The following is a 14,278-nucleotide window of genomic DNA, read 5'->3' as shown; positions in this document are numbered from 1 at the left end:
GGTCGCGCGGCCCCCGCGGCGGCTTTGCCGGCGACGGCCGCGGCGGTCCCTCGGCCGGGGCCGCCTCCCCATGATGGGCTCGGCGCCCGGCGTACGCCTGTCGGGCGGGGCACTCGCGGTACGGGGGCCGCACGCCGCACACGGGGGCGGGCGCACGGGCGCGCTCCCGCCAGCACCTTTGGCCCGCCCGTACGTACGGCCGCCCCGCGGGCCCCGGCGGTGTGCGGGGCCGTGGAGCGGCCGTACGTACAGGTGAGGGGCCGGCGGGCGGTCCGTCGCCGGGCCGCCCGGCGGCGTCACGGCTTGCCGCGGGCCTGGCTCGCGGCCTTGCCCGCCGCGGCCTCCTCGGTGTCGTCGGCGCCGGTGGCCAGCTTGCCGCCGCCGCTTTCGATGTGTGCCCGCACGAACCACTGGAAGAGTTCCAGCTGCCGCAGGTGCTCGATCAGCAGGTCCTGGGTGACCGGGTCGGACGTCTCGGTGGCCTGGACGGCCTTGCGGTGGTCCTCGATGATGCCGGTGTAGACGACGTCGAGGGCGCCCAGGTGTTCGATGGCCTCGGCGCGGCCGAGGGCGTAGTCGTCCCAGGTGCGTTCGGCGACGAGAGCGCCGGGGGTGCCGCAGGGCGAGCCGCCGAGGGTGGAGATGCGTTCGGCCGTGTTGTCGATCATCTCGCGGACGGCCTCGACCTGCGGGTCGAGCATCTCGTGGACGGCGATGAAGTGCGGGCCCACCACGTTCCAGTGGACGTGCTTGAGCGTCAGCGCGAGGTCGTTGAGGGCGTGCAGCCGCATCCGCAGGAGCTGGATGACGTCCCTGCCGTCGCTCGTGGACATTCCGGGCACGGTGTAGGCCGGGGTCGACCCGTTCTTCGATGCGTTGGCTGCCACGGTGCACTCCAATCCTGGGGCACCCGTCGCGGGTTCCCCATGGGTACTGGTCGGTCTCGGTGGTCGGTGGGCGCCGGTCAGTCGCCGGGCGAGTGCCGCTCCTGGGCGGCGGCGTACGCGAACTGGAGGAAGTCCGAGCCGGCGACGGCCGCGAGGGCGCTGTAACAGGTGCGGGCGGTGGGCGGGGAGGCCGCGCGCAGGATGAGCAGTGCGGAGGCCGCCCAGGGCGCCAGGCAGAACGGGCAGGTCAGCAGTTCGCCGACCGCGTGCCGCAGGCCGGTGCCGCGGACCTCCTCGGCCACTTCGGCGGGGGCGCTGGTGCCCTCGTAGCGGGTGAAGGGGGCGCGCAGCGGGCTGGCCACCGCGTCCTTGGCGACCATCCGGGCCAGCTTGTGCGTGGCCAGGGTGAGCAGGACGAGTTCGCGGTTGCTCAGGTCCTGCGGGGCACGGCGTCCGGCGCGGCGCGCGGCGAGCGCGGCTCCCAGGACACCGGTGCCGAAGGACGAGAGCACGGCGAGATAGCCGCCCAGCGGCCGGTCGCTCTCCGGCGCGTAGCGGTGTTCGTGGTCCCGCAGCACTTCGCGGGGCGTACGCGACATACCCGGCATACGGCGTCCACCTCCCATAACCTGCGTTTTCGGGTGCCCGCCCCACGCCCGGTGAAACTCACAGCACCGAAACGCAGCTCACCGGGTCGCCCACGGCACGGCCCCCACGCGCCGGCCGGCGGCCCGTGGGGGCCGCCGCCCCGCCGGGCCCGTCAGCGGCCGAGGGCCCGCTGGAGCTCCTGCTTGTTCATGTGCGACCGGCCCTCGACCCCGCGCTTCTTGGCCTCGTTGTAGAGCTGGTCGCGGGTGAGGCCGCCGGAGCCGCTGCCCGAACGCTGGCCGCCCCGCTTGGGCGCGGACTTGTCGCGTACGGAGGTGCGGCTCGCGGTCTTGGACTCGCCCTTCTGGGCGCGCTCCTTGTTGACCGTGCGGGCCGCGATCTCCTTGGCCCGGCCCGTGGACGTGCCGCGCTTCTTGGCACCTTCCTTGATGTGCTCGTACTGGCGCTCGCGCTTGGAGTTCGACCCTGCAGGCATGGTTCCTCCGTACTCGCCGAGTGGCGTTGGTGGCTTTCACGGCTTTGGTCCGTTTGATCCTTCTCCATCCTCCGCCTTCGCGGGCCCTACGGCGACCGCACCGGCGGGCACGACGACCGGGTTCCACGCGCGAACGGCGCCACACGTGGAACAGCCACTCAGCCGCACGACCGGCCTGCCCGCCCGGCAGCGGGCGCCTACGGCACCGAGCAGGGCGCCGCCGGTCCCGTCAGCGGGACGTGCCCGCGGCGGGCCCCGGGCCGGGGCAGGCGCCGGGGAGGCGGCGGTAGCGGAAGGCGGACTCGACAGGCTCGGCGAACTCCAGCACCACCGCGGCACCGCCCGCGCCGTCCGTACCGTCCGCCTCAAGGATCCGGTAGCCGGTCAGGAGCGTCCCGGTGGCCGGGACGGGCGGGCCGCCGCACTCGCTGAAGGACTCCTCCTCCAGGAGCAGCCGCCCCGGGCCGGGGCAGCTCCAGCGGAAGCGGGTGGTGTCATCGGCGCCGGCGGCGTTCAGCAGGGTGCTGCTGCCGGTCCCGTCCGGGGCGAAGAACACCGTGCTCGCCTCCATGGCGCCGCCCGGCTCGTCGCTCCAGGTGCCGAACAGCCGGGCGTCGAGCGCGGCACGTGCACCGGGACCGGACGGCGGTGGCGCACCGTGGGGCATGGTCAGCCGTCCGCCCGCATCTCGAACCAGGTGGTCTTGCCGCGCGGCAGCAGGTCCACGCCCCAGCGCTCGGCGAGGGTGTCCACCAGGAAGAGACCGCGGCCACTGGTGTCCAGTTCACTCACGGGCAGCCGGCAGGGCAGCCCGCGGGAGGGATCGCGGACCTCGACGCGGATGTGGCCGGAGCGGCGCAGGAGGCGGATGCCGATGGTGTGCGCCCCGGTGTGGCGTACGGCGTTGCCGACCAACTCGGAGACCAGCAGCACGGTGTGTTCGGTGACCTGCGTGGACGCGGCCCAGCGGTGGCGCAGGACGGCCTGGGTGAGACGGCGGGCGAGGCGTGCGGACTCCGGCAGATTGGGCAACGGCACCTCCGCCGCGGTCGGATCCCCCACCCGGTCGAGGACGGTGCTCACCGGTTCGGCGTCCCACATCTGCGCCGGCTCGCCCGGCACCCTCTCGGTCACGCTCGCCACATCTCCCTGAGCCGCCATGGACCCCATGATGACGTCAGGCAGCGGCGCTCGGGCGTGGTTCAGGGGTGTCGGCGGCGGGACCGCCACGCTCTCGTGCCGACCGCGCACGGCGGCAACCGGCCCGCTTTGTGCGGGCGGGAGCGCTCTGACCTGGCGCGACAAAGAGTACACGGGTGATCACAACAGGCCACAAGCGGGCGCGGGGGCACCGGGGGCGGGCAGGGCGCACACCGCGCACGGCGGGGTGGCACCGGTGGCACGCCACCCTGCACCACCCCGCCCTCCGCGCGGGCCTCGCGCCCCGCCGCCGGAGTGCTCAGCGGAACTCGGCCTTGCCGGGCCCCTGTTCGACGAAGCTGCGCATGCCGATCTCGCGGTCCTCGGTCGCGAACAGGCCCGCGAACCAGTTGCGTTCGATCGCCAGGCCGGTGTCGATGTCCGTTTCCAGACCGAAGTCGACCGCTTCCTTGGCGGCCCGCAGCGCCAGGGCGGGGCCGCGCGCCAGCCGGGCCGCCCACGCGTGCGCCTTCTCGTACACCTCGGCGTCCGGCACCACATGGTCGACCAGACCGATCTCGCGGGCCTCGGCCGCGGTCACCGTCCGCCCGGTGAAGATCAGGTCCTTCGCCTTGGCCGGGCCCACCAGCCGGGACAGGCGCTGGGTGCCGCCCGCGCCGGGGATCAGCCCGAGCAGGATCTCCGGCTGCCCGAGCTTGGCACCCTCGCCCGCGAACCGAACGTCCGCGCACAGCGCCAGCTCGCAGCCGCCGCCGAGCGCGTAGCCGGTGACGGCCGCGACGACGGGCTTGGGGATGCGGGCGACGGCGGTGAACGCCTCCTGGAGTCCGCGTGCGCGCAGCACCATGGCGGTGTGGTCCATGGCGCGCATCTCCTTGATGTCGGCGCCGGCCGCGAAGACCTTCTCGCCGCCGTAGAGGACCACGGCCCGTACGTCCTCGCGCCGCCCCGCCTCCCGGGCGAGTTCGCCCAGCAGGTCCTGGGTGGCGACGTCCAGGGCGTTCATCTTGGGCCGGTCGAGCCGGATCGTGCCGACGCCGTCGGCCACTTCCAGGCGCGCGGTGGCGCCGCTGGATTCGTCATTCGTCATGGCCGAAGGTTAACGGGCGTTACGGCGATTGCGACCGGCCGGGCCGGTCCGGATCGCCGGCGGGTCCTACTGCGGCGCCGTCCACTTCTCCCAGGACATGTTCCAGCCGTTGAGGCCGTTGTCGGGCCGAATCGTTTCGTCCTGCGAGTTCCTGACCTCCACCACATCGCCGATCATCGAGTTCTCGAAGAACCACGCGCCCGGCGTCCCGTTGTCGCCGCCGCCGCGCAGATCGTGCAGGCCCACGCAGCCGTGGCTGGCGTTGACCTGGCCGAACTGCGGTTTCGGCGTCCAGTAGTTGCCGTGGATGAAGGTGCCCGACGTGCTCAGCCGCATCGCGTGCGGCACGTCCTTGATGTCGTACTCGCCGCCGAAGCCGACGGTCTCCCCGTTCATCCGGGTGACCGGGAGCTTCTCGCTGATGACCATCTTGCCGTTGTAGGTGGGGGTCGCGGGGCTGCCCGAGGTGATCGGGATCGTCTTGATCCGCTTGCCGTCCCGGGTGACCGTCATCGTCTTCTTCTTCGCGTCCACCACGCTGACCTGCTGCCTGCCGATGGTGAACTCGGCCTTCTTGCGCTGGGTCCCGTAGACCCCCTCGGCACCCTCCACACCGCTGAGGTTGAGATCGAGGGTGACCTTCGTCCCGGACTTCCAGTACTTCTCCGGGCGGAAGTCCAGCCGCTGGTCGCCGAACCAGTGACCGGCCACCTCGACCTTCGGATCGGCCGTGACGGATATCGCCTTCTCCACCGCCTTCCGGTCGGTGACCGGGCGGTTGAAGGTGACCGAGACGGGCATGCCCGCGCCGACCGTATCGCCGCCATGGGGCGTGTAGTAGGCGACGAAGGTGTCGCGCGGCACGAATGTGGTGAACGAGGCGTGCTTGGCGGACGCCCGGCCCTCGGAGTCCTTCGCCACCGCGTCCACCGTGTACTTCGTCCCGGCGGCCAGGTGCGTGGCGGGACGCCACACCGACCCGCCGCCAAAGAGGGCGCCCTCGACCTCGTTGTCCTTGGCGTCCTTGACGGTCACCTCGGTGAGCTTCCCCTTGGCCGCGGTGACCTTCAGCGCGCCCGAGGTGCGCACCCCGTCCGCGCCGTCCTCCGGTGTGATGCGCACGACGGCCTCGGACGGGCCCTTGGCCGGCTCGTCCTCCTTGCCCTTGGCGCGGGCCCCCGATCCGCCGCCGCCCTGACAGGTGGCGAGCGTGAGCAGCAGGACGACGAGCAGCACCACCAAGGCGGCGGCCGAGCCCCCTATGGCCTTGGCGCGGCCGTCCCCGCGGAGCGTGTCCCACTTCAGCTTGTCCTTGGCCATGGCTCTCAGGTCCACGACGGTCCCACCCCTTACGTCCTCACACGGCTGCGCGCACCCGTGTGCGCCCCCGAACGCGGACGCGCCGACGACCGGAAACCGTCCGCAGCGTGAACGGCGGCCGGACAAGGGCGCGTATCCGCTGTGTTAGATAACCACATGGGTGTGACAGGTCACACGCCTGTCCGGTCACCGTTCGGTCGCGGTTTCGGGTAGGTCACGAGGAGGGCTGGGAGTGTGCCGCCCCGCCGTACCGGCCCGCACCGTGCGGGTGCGGCGGGCGCGATGCGGCGGACGCGCGGTCACCGGAGGGCGGAGCCGGCCAGCCACGACTCCCAGGACATGTTCCAGCCGCCCAGCCCGTTGTCGGGCCGCACCGTCCGGTCGCCGGAGCCGCGCACGGTCACCAGGTCCCCGACCAGCGAGGCGCGGAAGAACCGGCCGGCGGGCGACTTCTCGTCCCCGCCGCGCTTGTCGGCCAGCCCGATGCAGCCGTGGCTGGTGTTCTTCTCGCCGAAAATGCGCTTGGGCGCCCAGTAGTTGCCGTGCAGGAAGGTGCCGCTGCGGGTCAGCCGCATCGCGTGCGGCACATCCTTGATGTCGTACTCGCCGCCGAACCCGACGGTCTCCCCGTTCATCCGCGTCTCGGGGAACTTCTCGCTGATCACCATGTGACCGTTGTAGGTGGGGTTCTTCTTCGTACCGGCGGTGATCCGCAGCCGTTCGACGGTCCGGCCCCCGCGCACCACCGTCAGGGTGCGGCGGCCCACGTCCACGACGCTGCGCTGGTCCCGGCCGACCGTGAACCGCACCTTCTTGCGCTGCGTGCCGTAGACGCCGGGCGCCCCGCGCACATCCCGCAGCCGCAGATCGAGGGTGACCCGGGTGCCGGGCCGCCAGAAGGTGCGGGGCCGGTAGTCGAGACGGCTGCGGCCGAACCAGTGCGCGGCCACCGGCACCTGCGGGCTCGCGGTGACGCCGATGGCCCGCTCGACCGCCGCCCTGTCGGTGACGGGGCGGCTGAACTCCAGCGAGACGATCATCGCGGTGCCCACCGTCTGGTTGTGCTCGGGCCGGAAGTAGCCGACGAAGCGGTGCGGCGGGGTGCGGGTGGAGAAGGTCGCGTGCCGGATCACCCGATCGCCCTCACCGTCCACGGCGACCACATCCACGACGTAGGTCGTCGCCAGCTGGAGCGGCTTCTCGTACCGCTGCCCCGCCGATCCGGCCGCCCGGCGGGGCAGCGGTCGCCAGCTGCGCCGGTCGGCGGAGAACCGGCCGGCGACGGGCCGGCCCGCGTCCTTCCCCTTGGGCTGCATCCGCACACTGCGGAGCCTGCCCTCGGGAACGGACACCCGGACGCGGGCGTTTGTGGACACGTTCCGCGCACCGTCGCGCGGCGTCACCCGGACGGCGTCCTGGGGCGGCTTCGCGTCGTCCATGACCCCGCAGCCGGCGGCTGCGGCACACAGCAGTGCCAGCCCCGCCGCGAGAAACCGCACCGTCCCCACGGCGCCCCGCACCCCGCCGCCCCCTGCCGTCCCGCGCCCTGCGCCCCGTTCCATGACCTTCCCGTTCCTGTCTGTCGCCGAAGCCGCCCCGCGGCTGCCGGGAGCTTCGGTGTGCCCGCGGACGTGGGGACCAACGACACGCCCGCGACAGGGACACCTGCTGATCACACGAGCGAGCGAGCTTCGGCCACCGGGCGGACGCGGCGGAGCCGGCACCGTCCGCCAAACGCCCGGGCGGCGTAAACGGGTCGCCCGGCGCCCCGGGCGAGGCCACACTGGACAGACGTGACCTCTCCCGATGCCCCAGCGGCCTCTCTCCGTTCCCGTAACTTCGCCCTGTTCTTCACCGGGCGCGCCGTCGCCAAGCTGGGCGACGCCATGCTGCCCATCGCCCTGTCGGCCGGTCTGATCCAGCAGGGCCACGGCCCCGGCGCGATCGGGGCGGCCCTGGCGTCACTGACGGTCTTCCTCGCGGGCTTCGTCATCTTCGGCGGCGTCTTCTGCGACCGGTTCAACACCCGGGCCCTGATGATCGGTTCGGACCTGGTGCGGGTCTGCACCCAGGCGGTGATGTCCGGGCTCTTCCTGACCGGGCACGTGGTGCTGTGGCAGGTGTGCGCGATCGGCGCGGTCAACGGCATCTGCGCGGGGCTGTTCCAGCCGGGGGTGGCCAGCACCATCCCGCGGGTGGCCGCCGACGTGCAGGGCGCCAACGGACTGATACGCACGGCCGAGTCACTGGCGATGCTGCTGGGGCCGGCACTGGCCGGCGCTCTGGTGGGCGCCTTCTCCCCCGGCGGAGTGTTCGCCGCGCACGCCGCCACCTACGCGCTGAGCGCGCTGTGCCTGGCGCTGCTGCGGCTGCCCGCGCCCGCGCACCCGGTGGTGCGGGGCGCCAGCTACCGGGCCGATCTCGCGGAGGGCTGGCGGGAGTTCCGGGCCCGGACCTGGATGTGGAGCGTCATCCTCATCTGGATGGCCTACATGGTCACGGTGTCCGGGCCGCTGGTGCCGCTGACGGCCTCGGAGATCATCCCGTCCGACGGTCCTGGCGTCTACGGACTGGTCAACTCGGCGCTGGGCGGCGGCACCGCGCTGGGCGGCCTGCTGGCGCTGCGGTTCCGTCCGGTGAGACAGCTGCGCGCCGGTTCGGTGGCACTGCTCGGCTGCTGTTTCTTCCCGGCGGCCGTCGGCCTGGGCCTGCCGCCGTGGGCCATGATGACGGCGGCGGCCGTGTGGGGGCTGGGCGGCGGCGTCTGGAGCGTCATGTGGGCGACCAGCGTGCAGACGCAGGTGCCCGGTGCCGTCCTCAACCGCATCCACGCCTACGAAGTGGCCGGTTCCCTGGCCATGATGCCGGTCGGGCAGGCCCTGGCGGGCCCGGCGGCGCAACTGCTGGGCGGCCGGACGGTGCTGCTGGCGGGCGGCTTCATCATGGTGGGGATCGGCGCGGCCCTCCTGTCGGTACCGGCGATCCGCAACCTGCGCGCCGTCACGGCGCCGGGACTCGCCCCGGCCCGGGCCGGCACCCCGACAGGCCGCGACGACCATGACGACCGCGGCGGCCGGGTCACGGACGTCAAGGGCTGAACGAGCCGCCTCGAGCCCGCCACCCGGCTCACCGGCTCACCGGCAGACCGCCGTCCGGCTCCGGGGGGGGCGCGGGCGTCCGGCTCAGGGCGGCAGGACCTCGCGGGCACGGACGTGGCCAGTCGTCATGAGGGCGGTGCGAAGCGCGGTCGCCGCACGGTGCGTGGAGCGGCACCGCACCACCGCGGAAGAGCCGGACGCCGCGGGGCCGCGGGCGGATGCGAGAGACGGACCGCGCCGGGGACGGGCCTGCTGGTGGGCGTGGTGGGGCGGCCCGGTTCCGGCCGGCTGTCCTGTCCGGGGTTCCGGGCCGAGGCCGCCGCCTGAGCGGAGGGCGGCCCACCCGGCGCCGGTCCAGGGTGCCGCGGCCCAGGAAGCGCGCCGCGCGGGCCCGTCGGCCGGACGTCCGGTATGTGCACGGCGGGTTCGTAGTAACGAACAAGAATTCGGCCAAACCATGGGCAGAGAATGACGCACCGGTGACATGTACATGCACATGATGGCAGGCTGCCGACCGCAGGGGCGGCGGAACATCCGATCTTCGCCGCACCCCGGTTCTGCCCGGACGGCTGCTCACCCATGCCGTCCGGCCCCCACGGCAGAAGGAGCCATTGACGTGAGACCCCTCACCTCGAAGCAGCGGATGTCCGCCCTGGCCGCCACCGCGGCCCTGGTGGCGGCGGGTGTCACCGCGGGAACCGCGGGCGCCGACACCGGTTCGGCGGGTGCCGCCGACGGCGCGCTGCCCGCGAAGCTGTCCGCGGCCCAGCACAGCCGGCTGGTCGAGTCCGCGGACACGGATGCCGCCAAGTCCGCCGACGCCCGCGCCCTGGGCCTCGGCGCCAAGGAGAAGCTCCACGTCAAGGACGTCATCAAGAACAAGGACGGGTCCACACACGTCCGTTACGAGCGCAGCTACGACGGGCTGCCCGTCCTCGGCGGCGACCTGATCGTCCACAAGTCGGCGAGCGGCAAGCGCACCGGCACCACCAAGGCCACCTCCGCGAAGATCGCGGTGAAGACCGACGCACCGGCCGCCCACAAGCCGGCCGCCGCCGCGGCGAAGGGCAGCAAGGCGCCCCGCAAGGTGGTGTGGGCCGCCGAGGGCAAGCCCGTACTGGCGTGGGAGACCGTGATCGGCGGCGTCCAGAAGTCCGGCGCGCCCAACGAACTCCACGTCATCACCGACGCGAAGACCGGCAAGAAGCTCTTCGAGTTCCAGGGCATCAAGGAGGGCACCGGCAACAGCCAGTACAGCGGCAAGGTCGAGATCGGCACCTCGGGCTCGTCCGGCAAGTTCACGATGACCGACGAGGCCCGCGGCGGGAACCGCACGACCGACCTCAAGAACGGCAGCAGCGGCGAGGGCGAGCTGTTCACCGACGAGGACGACACCTGGGGCGACGGGACCGCAGGTGACCCGGCGACCGCAGGCGTGGACGCCCACTACGGCGCGGGCCAGACCTGGGACTACTACAAGGAGGTGCACGGCCGCGAGGGCATCGCGGGCGACGGCAAGGGGGCGCTGAGCCGGGTCCACTACGGCAACAACTACGTCAACGCCTTCTGGGACGACTCCTGCTTCTGCATGACCTACGGCGACGGCGAGGGCAACAAGAAGCCGCTGACCGCGCTGGACGTCGCCGCGCACGAGATGTCCCACGGCGTCACCTCGACGACCGCCGACCTGATCTACGCGGGTGAGTCGGGCGGCCTGAACGAGGCGACCTCCGACATCTTCGCCGCGGCGGTCGAGTTCCACGCCAACAGCCCCGAGGACGTGCCGGACTACCTCGTCGGCGAGAAGATCGACATCAACGGCGACGGCACCCCGCTGCGCTACATGGACGAGCCCAGCAAGGACGGCACCTCGCTGGACTACTGGTCGGCCGACGCCGGTGACGTGGACGTGCACTACTCCTCCGGCATCGCCAACCACTTCTTCTTCCTGCTGTCGGTCGGCAGCGGGGAGCGCGAGGTGAACGGCGTGAAGTACAACTCGCCCACCAAGGACGGCTCCACGGTGGACGGGATCGGCATCGAGAAGGCCGAGAAGATCTGGTTCAAGGCGCTGACCGAGCAGATGACCTCGACCACGGACTACGCCGACGCGCGGCGTGCCACGGTCGCCGCCGCCACCGACCTGTACGGCGCCGACAGCGCCGAGGTCAAGACCGTCGAGGCGGCCTGGACCGCGGTGAACGTCACCGGCTGAGCCGGTCCCGCCCAGCGGTGCACGGGCCCCGTCCCTCCGGGGGGCGGGGCCCTTCCGTCTGCGCCCTCTCCTCCGCCGCCGCCTCCGCCTGCCGGTGCGGGCCCGGCCCGCCCGGGTGCACACCACACCCGTGAGGCCACGGTGTCGTTGGACAGGACGCATCTCGCAGCATCCGGACCCCGCGCCGCTCAGATGAGCGGTTCAGCGGCGTTCCCGGTGTGCGGGAGCGCACCGGAGAGAACTACCACTGGGGCAGGGACAACTCCACTCATGATCGTCAATGAGCCCGTCCCCGACATGTTCGAGGACACACCCGCCAAGGACCGCGATCCGCACTGGTTCAAGCGCGCGGTCTTCTACGAAGTGCTCGTCCGCTCCTTCCAGGACAGCGACGGGGACGGCATCGGCGATCTGAAAGGGCTCACATCGAGGCTGGACTACCTCCAGTGGCTCGGCGTCGACTGCCTGTGGCTGCCCCCGTTCTTCACCTCGCCGCTCAAGGACGGCGGCTACGACGTGGCCGACTACACCTCGGTGCAGCCGGAGTTCGGCGACCTGGCGGACTTCGTCGAGTTCGTGGACGCCGCGCACCGGCGCGGCATGCGGGTGATCATCGACTTCGTCATGAACCACACCAGCGACCAGCACCCGTGGTTCCAGGAGTCCCGGCGCGATCCGCAGGGCCCCTACGGCGACTACTACATCTGGGCCGACGACGACAAGCAGTACGAGGACGCGCGGATCATCTTCGTGGACACGGAGGTCTCCAACTGGACCTTCGACCCGGTGCGCAAGCAGTACTACTGGCACCGCTTCTTCTCGCACCAGCCCGACCTCAACTACGACAACCCCCGGGTCCAGGACGAGATGCTCTCGGGCCTGCGGTTCTGGCTGGACCTGGGCATCGACGGATTCCGGCTGGACGCGGTGCCCTACCTCTACGCCGAGGAGGGCACCAGCTGCGAGAACCTCCCGCAGTCGCACGCCTTCCTCAAGAGGGTGCGCCGGATGGTCGACGCCCACTACCCCGACACCGTGCTGCTGGCCGAGGCCAACCAGTGGCCCGAGGACGTCGTCGACTACTTCGGGGACTACGCGAAGGGGGGCGACGAGTGCCACATGGCGTTCCACTTCCCCGTCATGCCGCGCATCTTCATGGCCGTCAGGCGGGAGTCCCGCTACCCGGTCTCCGAGATCCTCGCCAAGACCCCGCCCATCCCCGCCGGCTGCCAGTGGGGCATCTTCCTGCGCAACCACGACGAGCTGACGCTGGAGATGGTCACCGACGAGGAACGCGACTACATGTACGCGGAGTACGCCAAGGACCCGCGGATGCGCGCCAACCTCGGCATCAGACGACGGCTCGCCCCGCTGCTGGACAACGACCGCAAACAGATCGAGCTGTTCACCGCCCTGCTGCTGTCCCTGCCCGGCTCACCGATCCTCTACTACGGCGACGAGATCGGGATGGGCGACAACATCTGGCTGGGCGACCGGGACGCCGTGCGCACCCCGATGCAGTGGACGCCCGACCGCAACGCGGGCTTCTCCTCCTGCGACCCGGGGCGGCTGTTCCTGCCCGCCGTCATGGACCCCGTCCACGGCTACCAGGTCACCAATGTGGAGGCGGCGATGAGATCGCCCAGCTCCCTGCTGCACTGGACCCGGCACGTCATCCAGGTCCGCAAGCAGAACCCCGCCTTCGGGCTCGGCTCCTACGAGGAGCTGTCCTCCTCCAACCACGCCGTCCTGGCCTTCCTGCGCGAGGTGCGGCTGCCGGAGGGCGGGGACGACCTGGTGCTGTGCGTGCACAACTTCTCGCGCTTCCCCCAGCCCACCGAGCTGGACCTGCGCGAATGGGAGGGCAGGGTGCCGGTCGAACTGATCGGCGGGGTGCGGTTCCCGCCCGTCGGCGCCCTGCCCTACCCGCTCACCCTGGCGGGCCACGGCTTCTACTGGTTCCGGCTCACGAAGCCCTGACCCGCCCGCGGCCGACTCACCGCGACCGGCTCAGACCTTCGCCTCCACCTGGGGGCGGGCCTGCGCCGGCAGCTCCTCGCCGGACTCCTCGCCGTGCTCCGTGGCCAGCGTGCGCTCGTCGAAGGGCAGGTGCCCGGCGAGGACCTCACCGACCCGCGCCTTGTCGATCTCCTTCGTCCAGGTGCCCACCAGCACGGTGGCCACCGCGTTGCCGGCGAAGTTGGTCAGCGCCCGCGCCTCGCTCATGAAGCGGTCGATACCGACGATGAGGCCGACACCGTCCACCAGCTCCGGGCGGTGCGACTGGAGACCGCCCGCGAGGGTGGCCAGACCGGCGCCGGTGACCCCGGCGGCGCCCTTGGAGGCGATGAACATGAAGACGAGCAGCGAGATCTGCTGGCCGATGCTGAGCGGGTCGCCCATGGCCTCGGCGACGAAGATCGAGGCCATCGTCAGATAGATCATCGTGCCGTCGAGGTTGAAGGAGTACCCGGTGGGCACCGTGATGCCGACGACGGGCCGGCTGACGCCCAGGTGCTCCATCTTGGCGATCAGCCGCGGCAGCGCCGACTCGGACGAGGACGTGGACAGGATCAGCAGGAACTCCCGGCCCAGGTACTTGAGCAGGGCGAAGATGTTGACCCCGGCGACCAGCCGCAGGATCAGGCCGAGGACGACGAAGACGAACAGCACACAGGTGACGTAGAAGCCGATCATGATGACGGCCAGCGACTTGAGGGCGTCCACACCCGTCTCGCCGACCACCGCGGCCATGGCGCCGAACGCACCGATCGGGGCGGCCCACATGACCATCGCCAGCACCCGGAAGACCAGCTTCTGGATGTGCCCGATGCCGCGCAGCACCGGCTCCCCGGCCTTGCCCATGGCCTGGAGGGCGAAGCCGACGAGGAGCGCGATCAGCAGCGTCTGGAGGACCTCGCCCTCGGTGAAGGCGGAGACCATGGTGGTGGGGATCATGCCGAGCAGGAAGTCGGTCATGCCCTCGCCGCCCTTGGCCTGCGAGGCGCCCGCGTCACGTGCCGCCTCGGTCAGGTGCAGTCCGTGGCCGGGCTCCAGCACGTTGCCGACCACCAGGCCGATGGCGAGCGCGACCAGCGACATGGTCAGGAAGTAGGCGAGCGCCAGTCCGCCGACGGCGCCGACCTTCGCCGCCTTGCGGACCGAACCGATGCCGAGCACGATCGTGCAGAAGATGATCGGCGAGATCATCATCTTGATGAGGTTGACGAAGCCCTCGCCGAGCGGCTTGAGCTCGGTGGCCACACCGGGTGCCGTCAGACCGAGGATCACGCCCAGCACCACCGCGGCGATCACCGCGATGTAGAGGTAGTGGGTGCGGTCCCGCTTCACCCGTGGTCCGTCAGGCGCAGTCGCCGCTGCGGCCTGCTGCGGTGTCTTCTTCGACACGTCGGCGGCTCCTCT

12 protein-coding genes are annotated in these 14,278 nt (G+C 71.7%); 3 read left to right on the top strand and 9 right to left on the bottom strand.

Annotated features, from left to right (window positions below; translation table 11 throughout):
- Positions 1-296: 296 nt before the first annotated feature.
- From IO40_RS0110025 to IO40_RS0109990, 8 genes are all read right to left on the bottom strand, one after another.
- Complete coding sequence (locus IO40_RS0110025; protein ID WP_041968453.1) at positions 297-833, bottom strand: Dps family protein; 537 nt, start codon at positions 831-833, stop codon at positions 297-299.
- Between the two features lie 131 nt (positions 834-964).
- Entirely contained in the window at positions 965-1,495 is a 531-nt protein-coding gene (locus tag IO40_RS0110020) for a DUF1360 domain-containing protein (protein ID WP_016469885.1), read from the bottom strand.
- A 152-nt stretch (positions 1,496-1,647) separates the two neighbouring features.
- Positions 1,648-1,971, bottom strand: coding sequence for a hypothetical protein (locus tag IO40_RS0110015; protein WP_016469884.1), 324 nt, complete (start codon positions 1,969-1,971; stop codon positions 1,648-1,650).
- A gap of 229 nt (positions 1,972-2,200) precedes the next feature.
- Positions 2,201-2,638 carry a hypothetical protein gene (locus tag IO40_RS0110010; RefSeq protein WP_016469883.1) on the bottom strand — a complete coding sequence of 146 codons (438 nt, stop codon included), beginning with the start codon at positions 2,636-2,638 and terminating at the stop codon, positions 2,201-2,203.
- Positions 2,639-2,640: 2 nt separating this feature from the next.
- On the bottom strand, positions 2,641-3,141 hold the full coding sequence (locus IO40_RS0110005) for an ATP-binding protein (protein ID WP_016469882.1): 501 nt from the start codon (positions 3,139-3,141) through the stop codon (positions 2,641-2,643).
- A 289-nt stretch (positions 3,142-3,430) separates the two neighbouring features.
- Complete coding sequence (locus tag IO40_RS0110000; protein ID WP_016469881.1) at positions 3,431-4,222, bottom strand: enoyl-CoA hydratase/isomerase family protein; 792 nt, start codon at positions 4,220-4,222, stop codon at positions 3,431-3,433.
- A gap of 66 nt (positions 4,223-4,288) precedes the next feature.
- On the bottom strand, positions 4,289-5,542 hold the full coding sequence (locus IO40_RS0109995; protein WP_016469880.1) for a L,D-transpeptidase: 1,254 nt from the start codon (positions 5,540-5,542) through the stop codon (positions 4,289-4,291).
- 299 nt (positions 5,543-5,841) lie between these two features.
- On the bottom strand, positions 5,842-7,104 hold the full coding sequence (locus IO40_RS0109990; RefSeq protein ID WP_016469879.1) for a L,D-transpeptidase: 1,263 nt from the start codon (positions 7,102-7,104) through the stop codon (positions 5,842-5,844).
- Between the two features lie 231 nt (positions 7,105-7,335).
- On the opposite strand from IO40_RS0109990, the gene IO40_RS0109985 reads away from it, so the two are divergent.
- From IO40_RS0109985 to treS, 3 genes are all read left to right on the top strand, one after another.
- Positions 7,336-8,640 carry an MFS transporter gene (locus tag IO40_RS0109985; protein ID WP_031175284.1) on the top strand — a complete coding sequence of 435 codons (1,305 nt, stop codon included), beginning with the start codon at positions 7,336-7,338 and terminating at the stop codon, positions 8,638-8,640.
- A 616-nt stretch (positions 8,641-9,256) separates the two neighbouring features.
- Positions 9,257-10,855 (top strand): M4 family metallopeptidase, encoded by a 1,599-nt coding sequence (locus IO40_RS0109980; protein ID WP_031175283.1) that lies wholly within the window; start codon positions 9,257-9,259, stop codon positions 10,853-10,855.
- Positions 10,856-11,125: 270 nt separating this feature from the next.
- Complete coding sequence (treS, locus tag IO40_RS0109975; protein WP_031175282.1) at positions 11,126-12,835, top strand: maltose alpha-D-glucosyltransferase; 1,710 nt, start codon at positions 11,126-11,128, stop codon at positions 12,833-12,835.
- Positions 12,836-12,865: 30 nt separating this feature from the next.
- On the opposite strand, the gene IO40_RS0109970 is transcribed toward treS, so the two are convergent.
- Positions 12,866-14,263 (bottom strand): C4-dicarboxylate transporter DctA, encoded by a 1,398-nt coding sequence (locus IO40_RS0109970; RefSeq protein WP_016469875.1) that lies wholly within the window; start codon positions 14,261-14,263, stop codon positions 12,866-12,868.
- Positions 14,264-14,278: the final 15 nt, after the last annotated feature.

The organism is Streptomyces albus subsp. albus, from assembly GCF_000725885.1.
GTDB lineage: Bacteria > Actinomycetota > Actinomycetes > Streptomycetales > Streptomycetaceae > Streptomyces > Streptomyces albus.
This window is presented reverse-complemented; position numbering and strand designations above follow the sequence as displayed.

Coding starts and splice junctions, on each gene's coding strand:
- IO40_RS0109990 (WP_016469879.1), bottom strand. CDS start 7,104: ATGGAACGGGGCGCAGGGCGCGGGACGGCAGGGGGCGGCGGGGTGCGG.
- IO40_RS0110000 (WP_016469881.1), bottom strand. CDS start 4,222: ATGACGAATGACGAATCCAGCGGCGCCACCGCGCGCCTGGAAGTGGCC.
- IO40_RS0110025 (WP_041968453.1), bottom strand. CDS start 833: ATGTCCACGAGCGACGGCAGGGACGTCATCCAGCTCCTGCGGATGCGG.
- IO40_RS0110015 (WP_016469884.1), bottom strand. CDS start 1,971: ATGCCTGCAGGGTCGAACTCCAAGCGCGAGCGCCAGTACGAGCACATC.
- IO40_RS0110005 (WP_016469882.1), bottom strand. CDS start 3,141: ATGGGGTCCATGGCGGCTCAGGGAGATGTGGCGAGCGTGACCGAGAGG.
- IO40_RS0109995 (WP_016469880.1), bottom strand. CDS start 5,542: ATGGCCAAGGACAAGCTGAAGTGGGACACGCTCCGCGGGGACGGCCGC.
- IO40_RS0110020 (WP_016469885.1), bottom strand. CDS start 1,495: ATGCCGGGTATGTCGCGTACGCCCCGCGAAGTGCTGCGGGACCACGAA.
- treS (WP_031175282.1), top strand. CDS start 11,126: ATGATCGTCAATGAGCCCGTCCCCGACATGTTCGAGGACACACCCGCC.
- IO40_RS0110010 (WP_016469883.1), bottom strand. CDS start 2,638: ATGCCCCACGGTGCGCCACCGCCGTCCGGTCCCGGTGCACGTGCCGCG.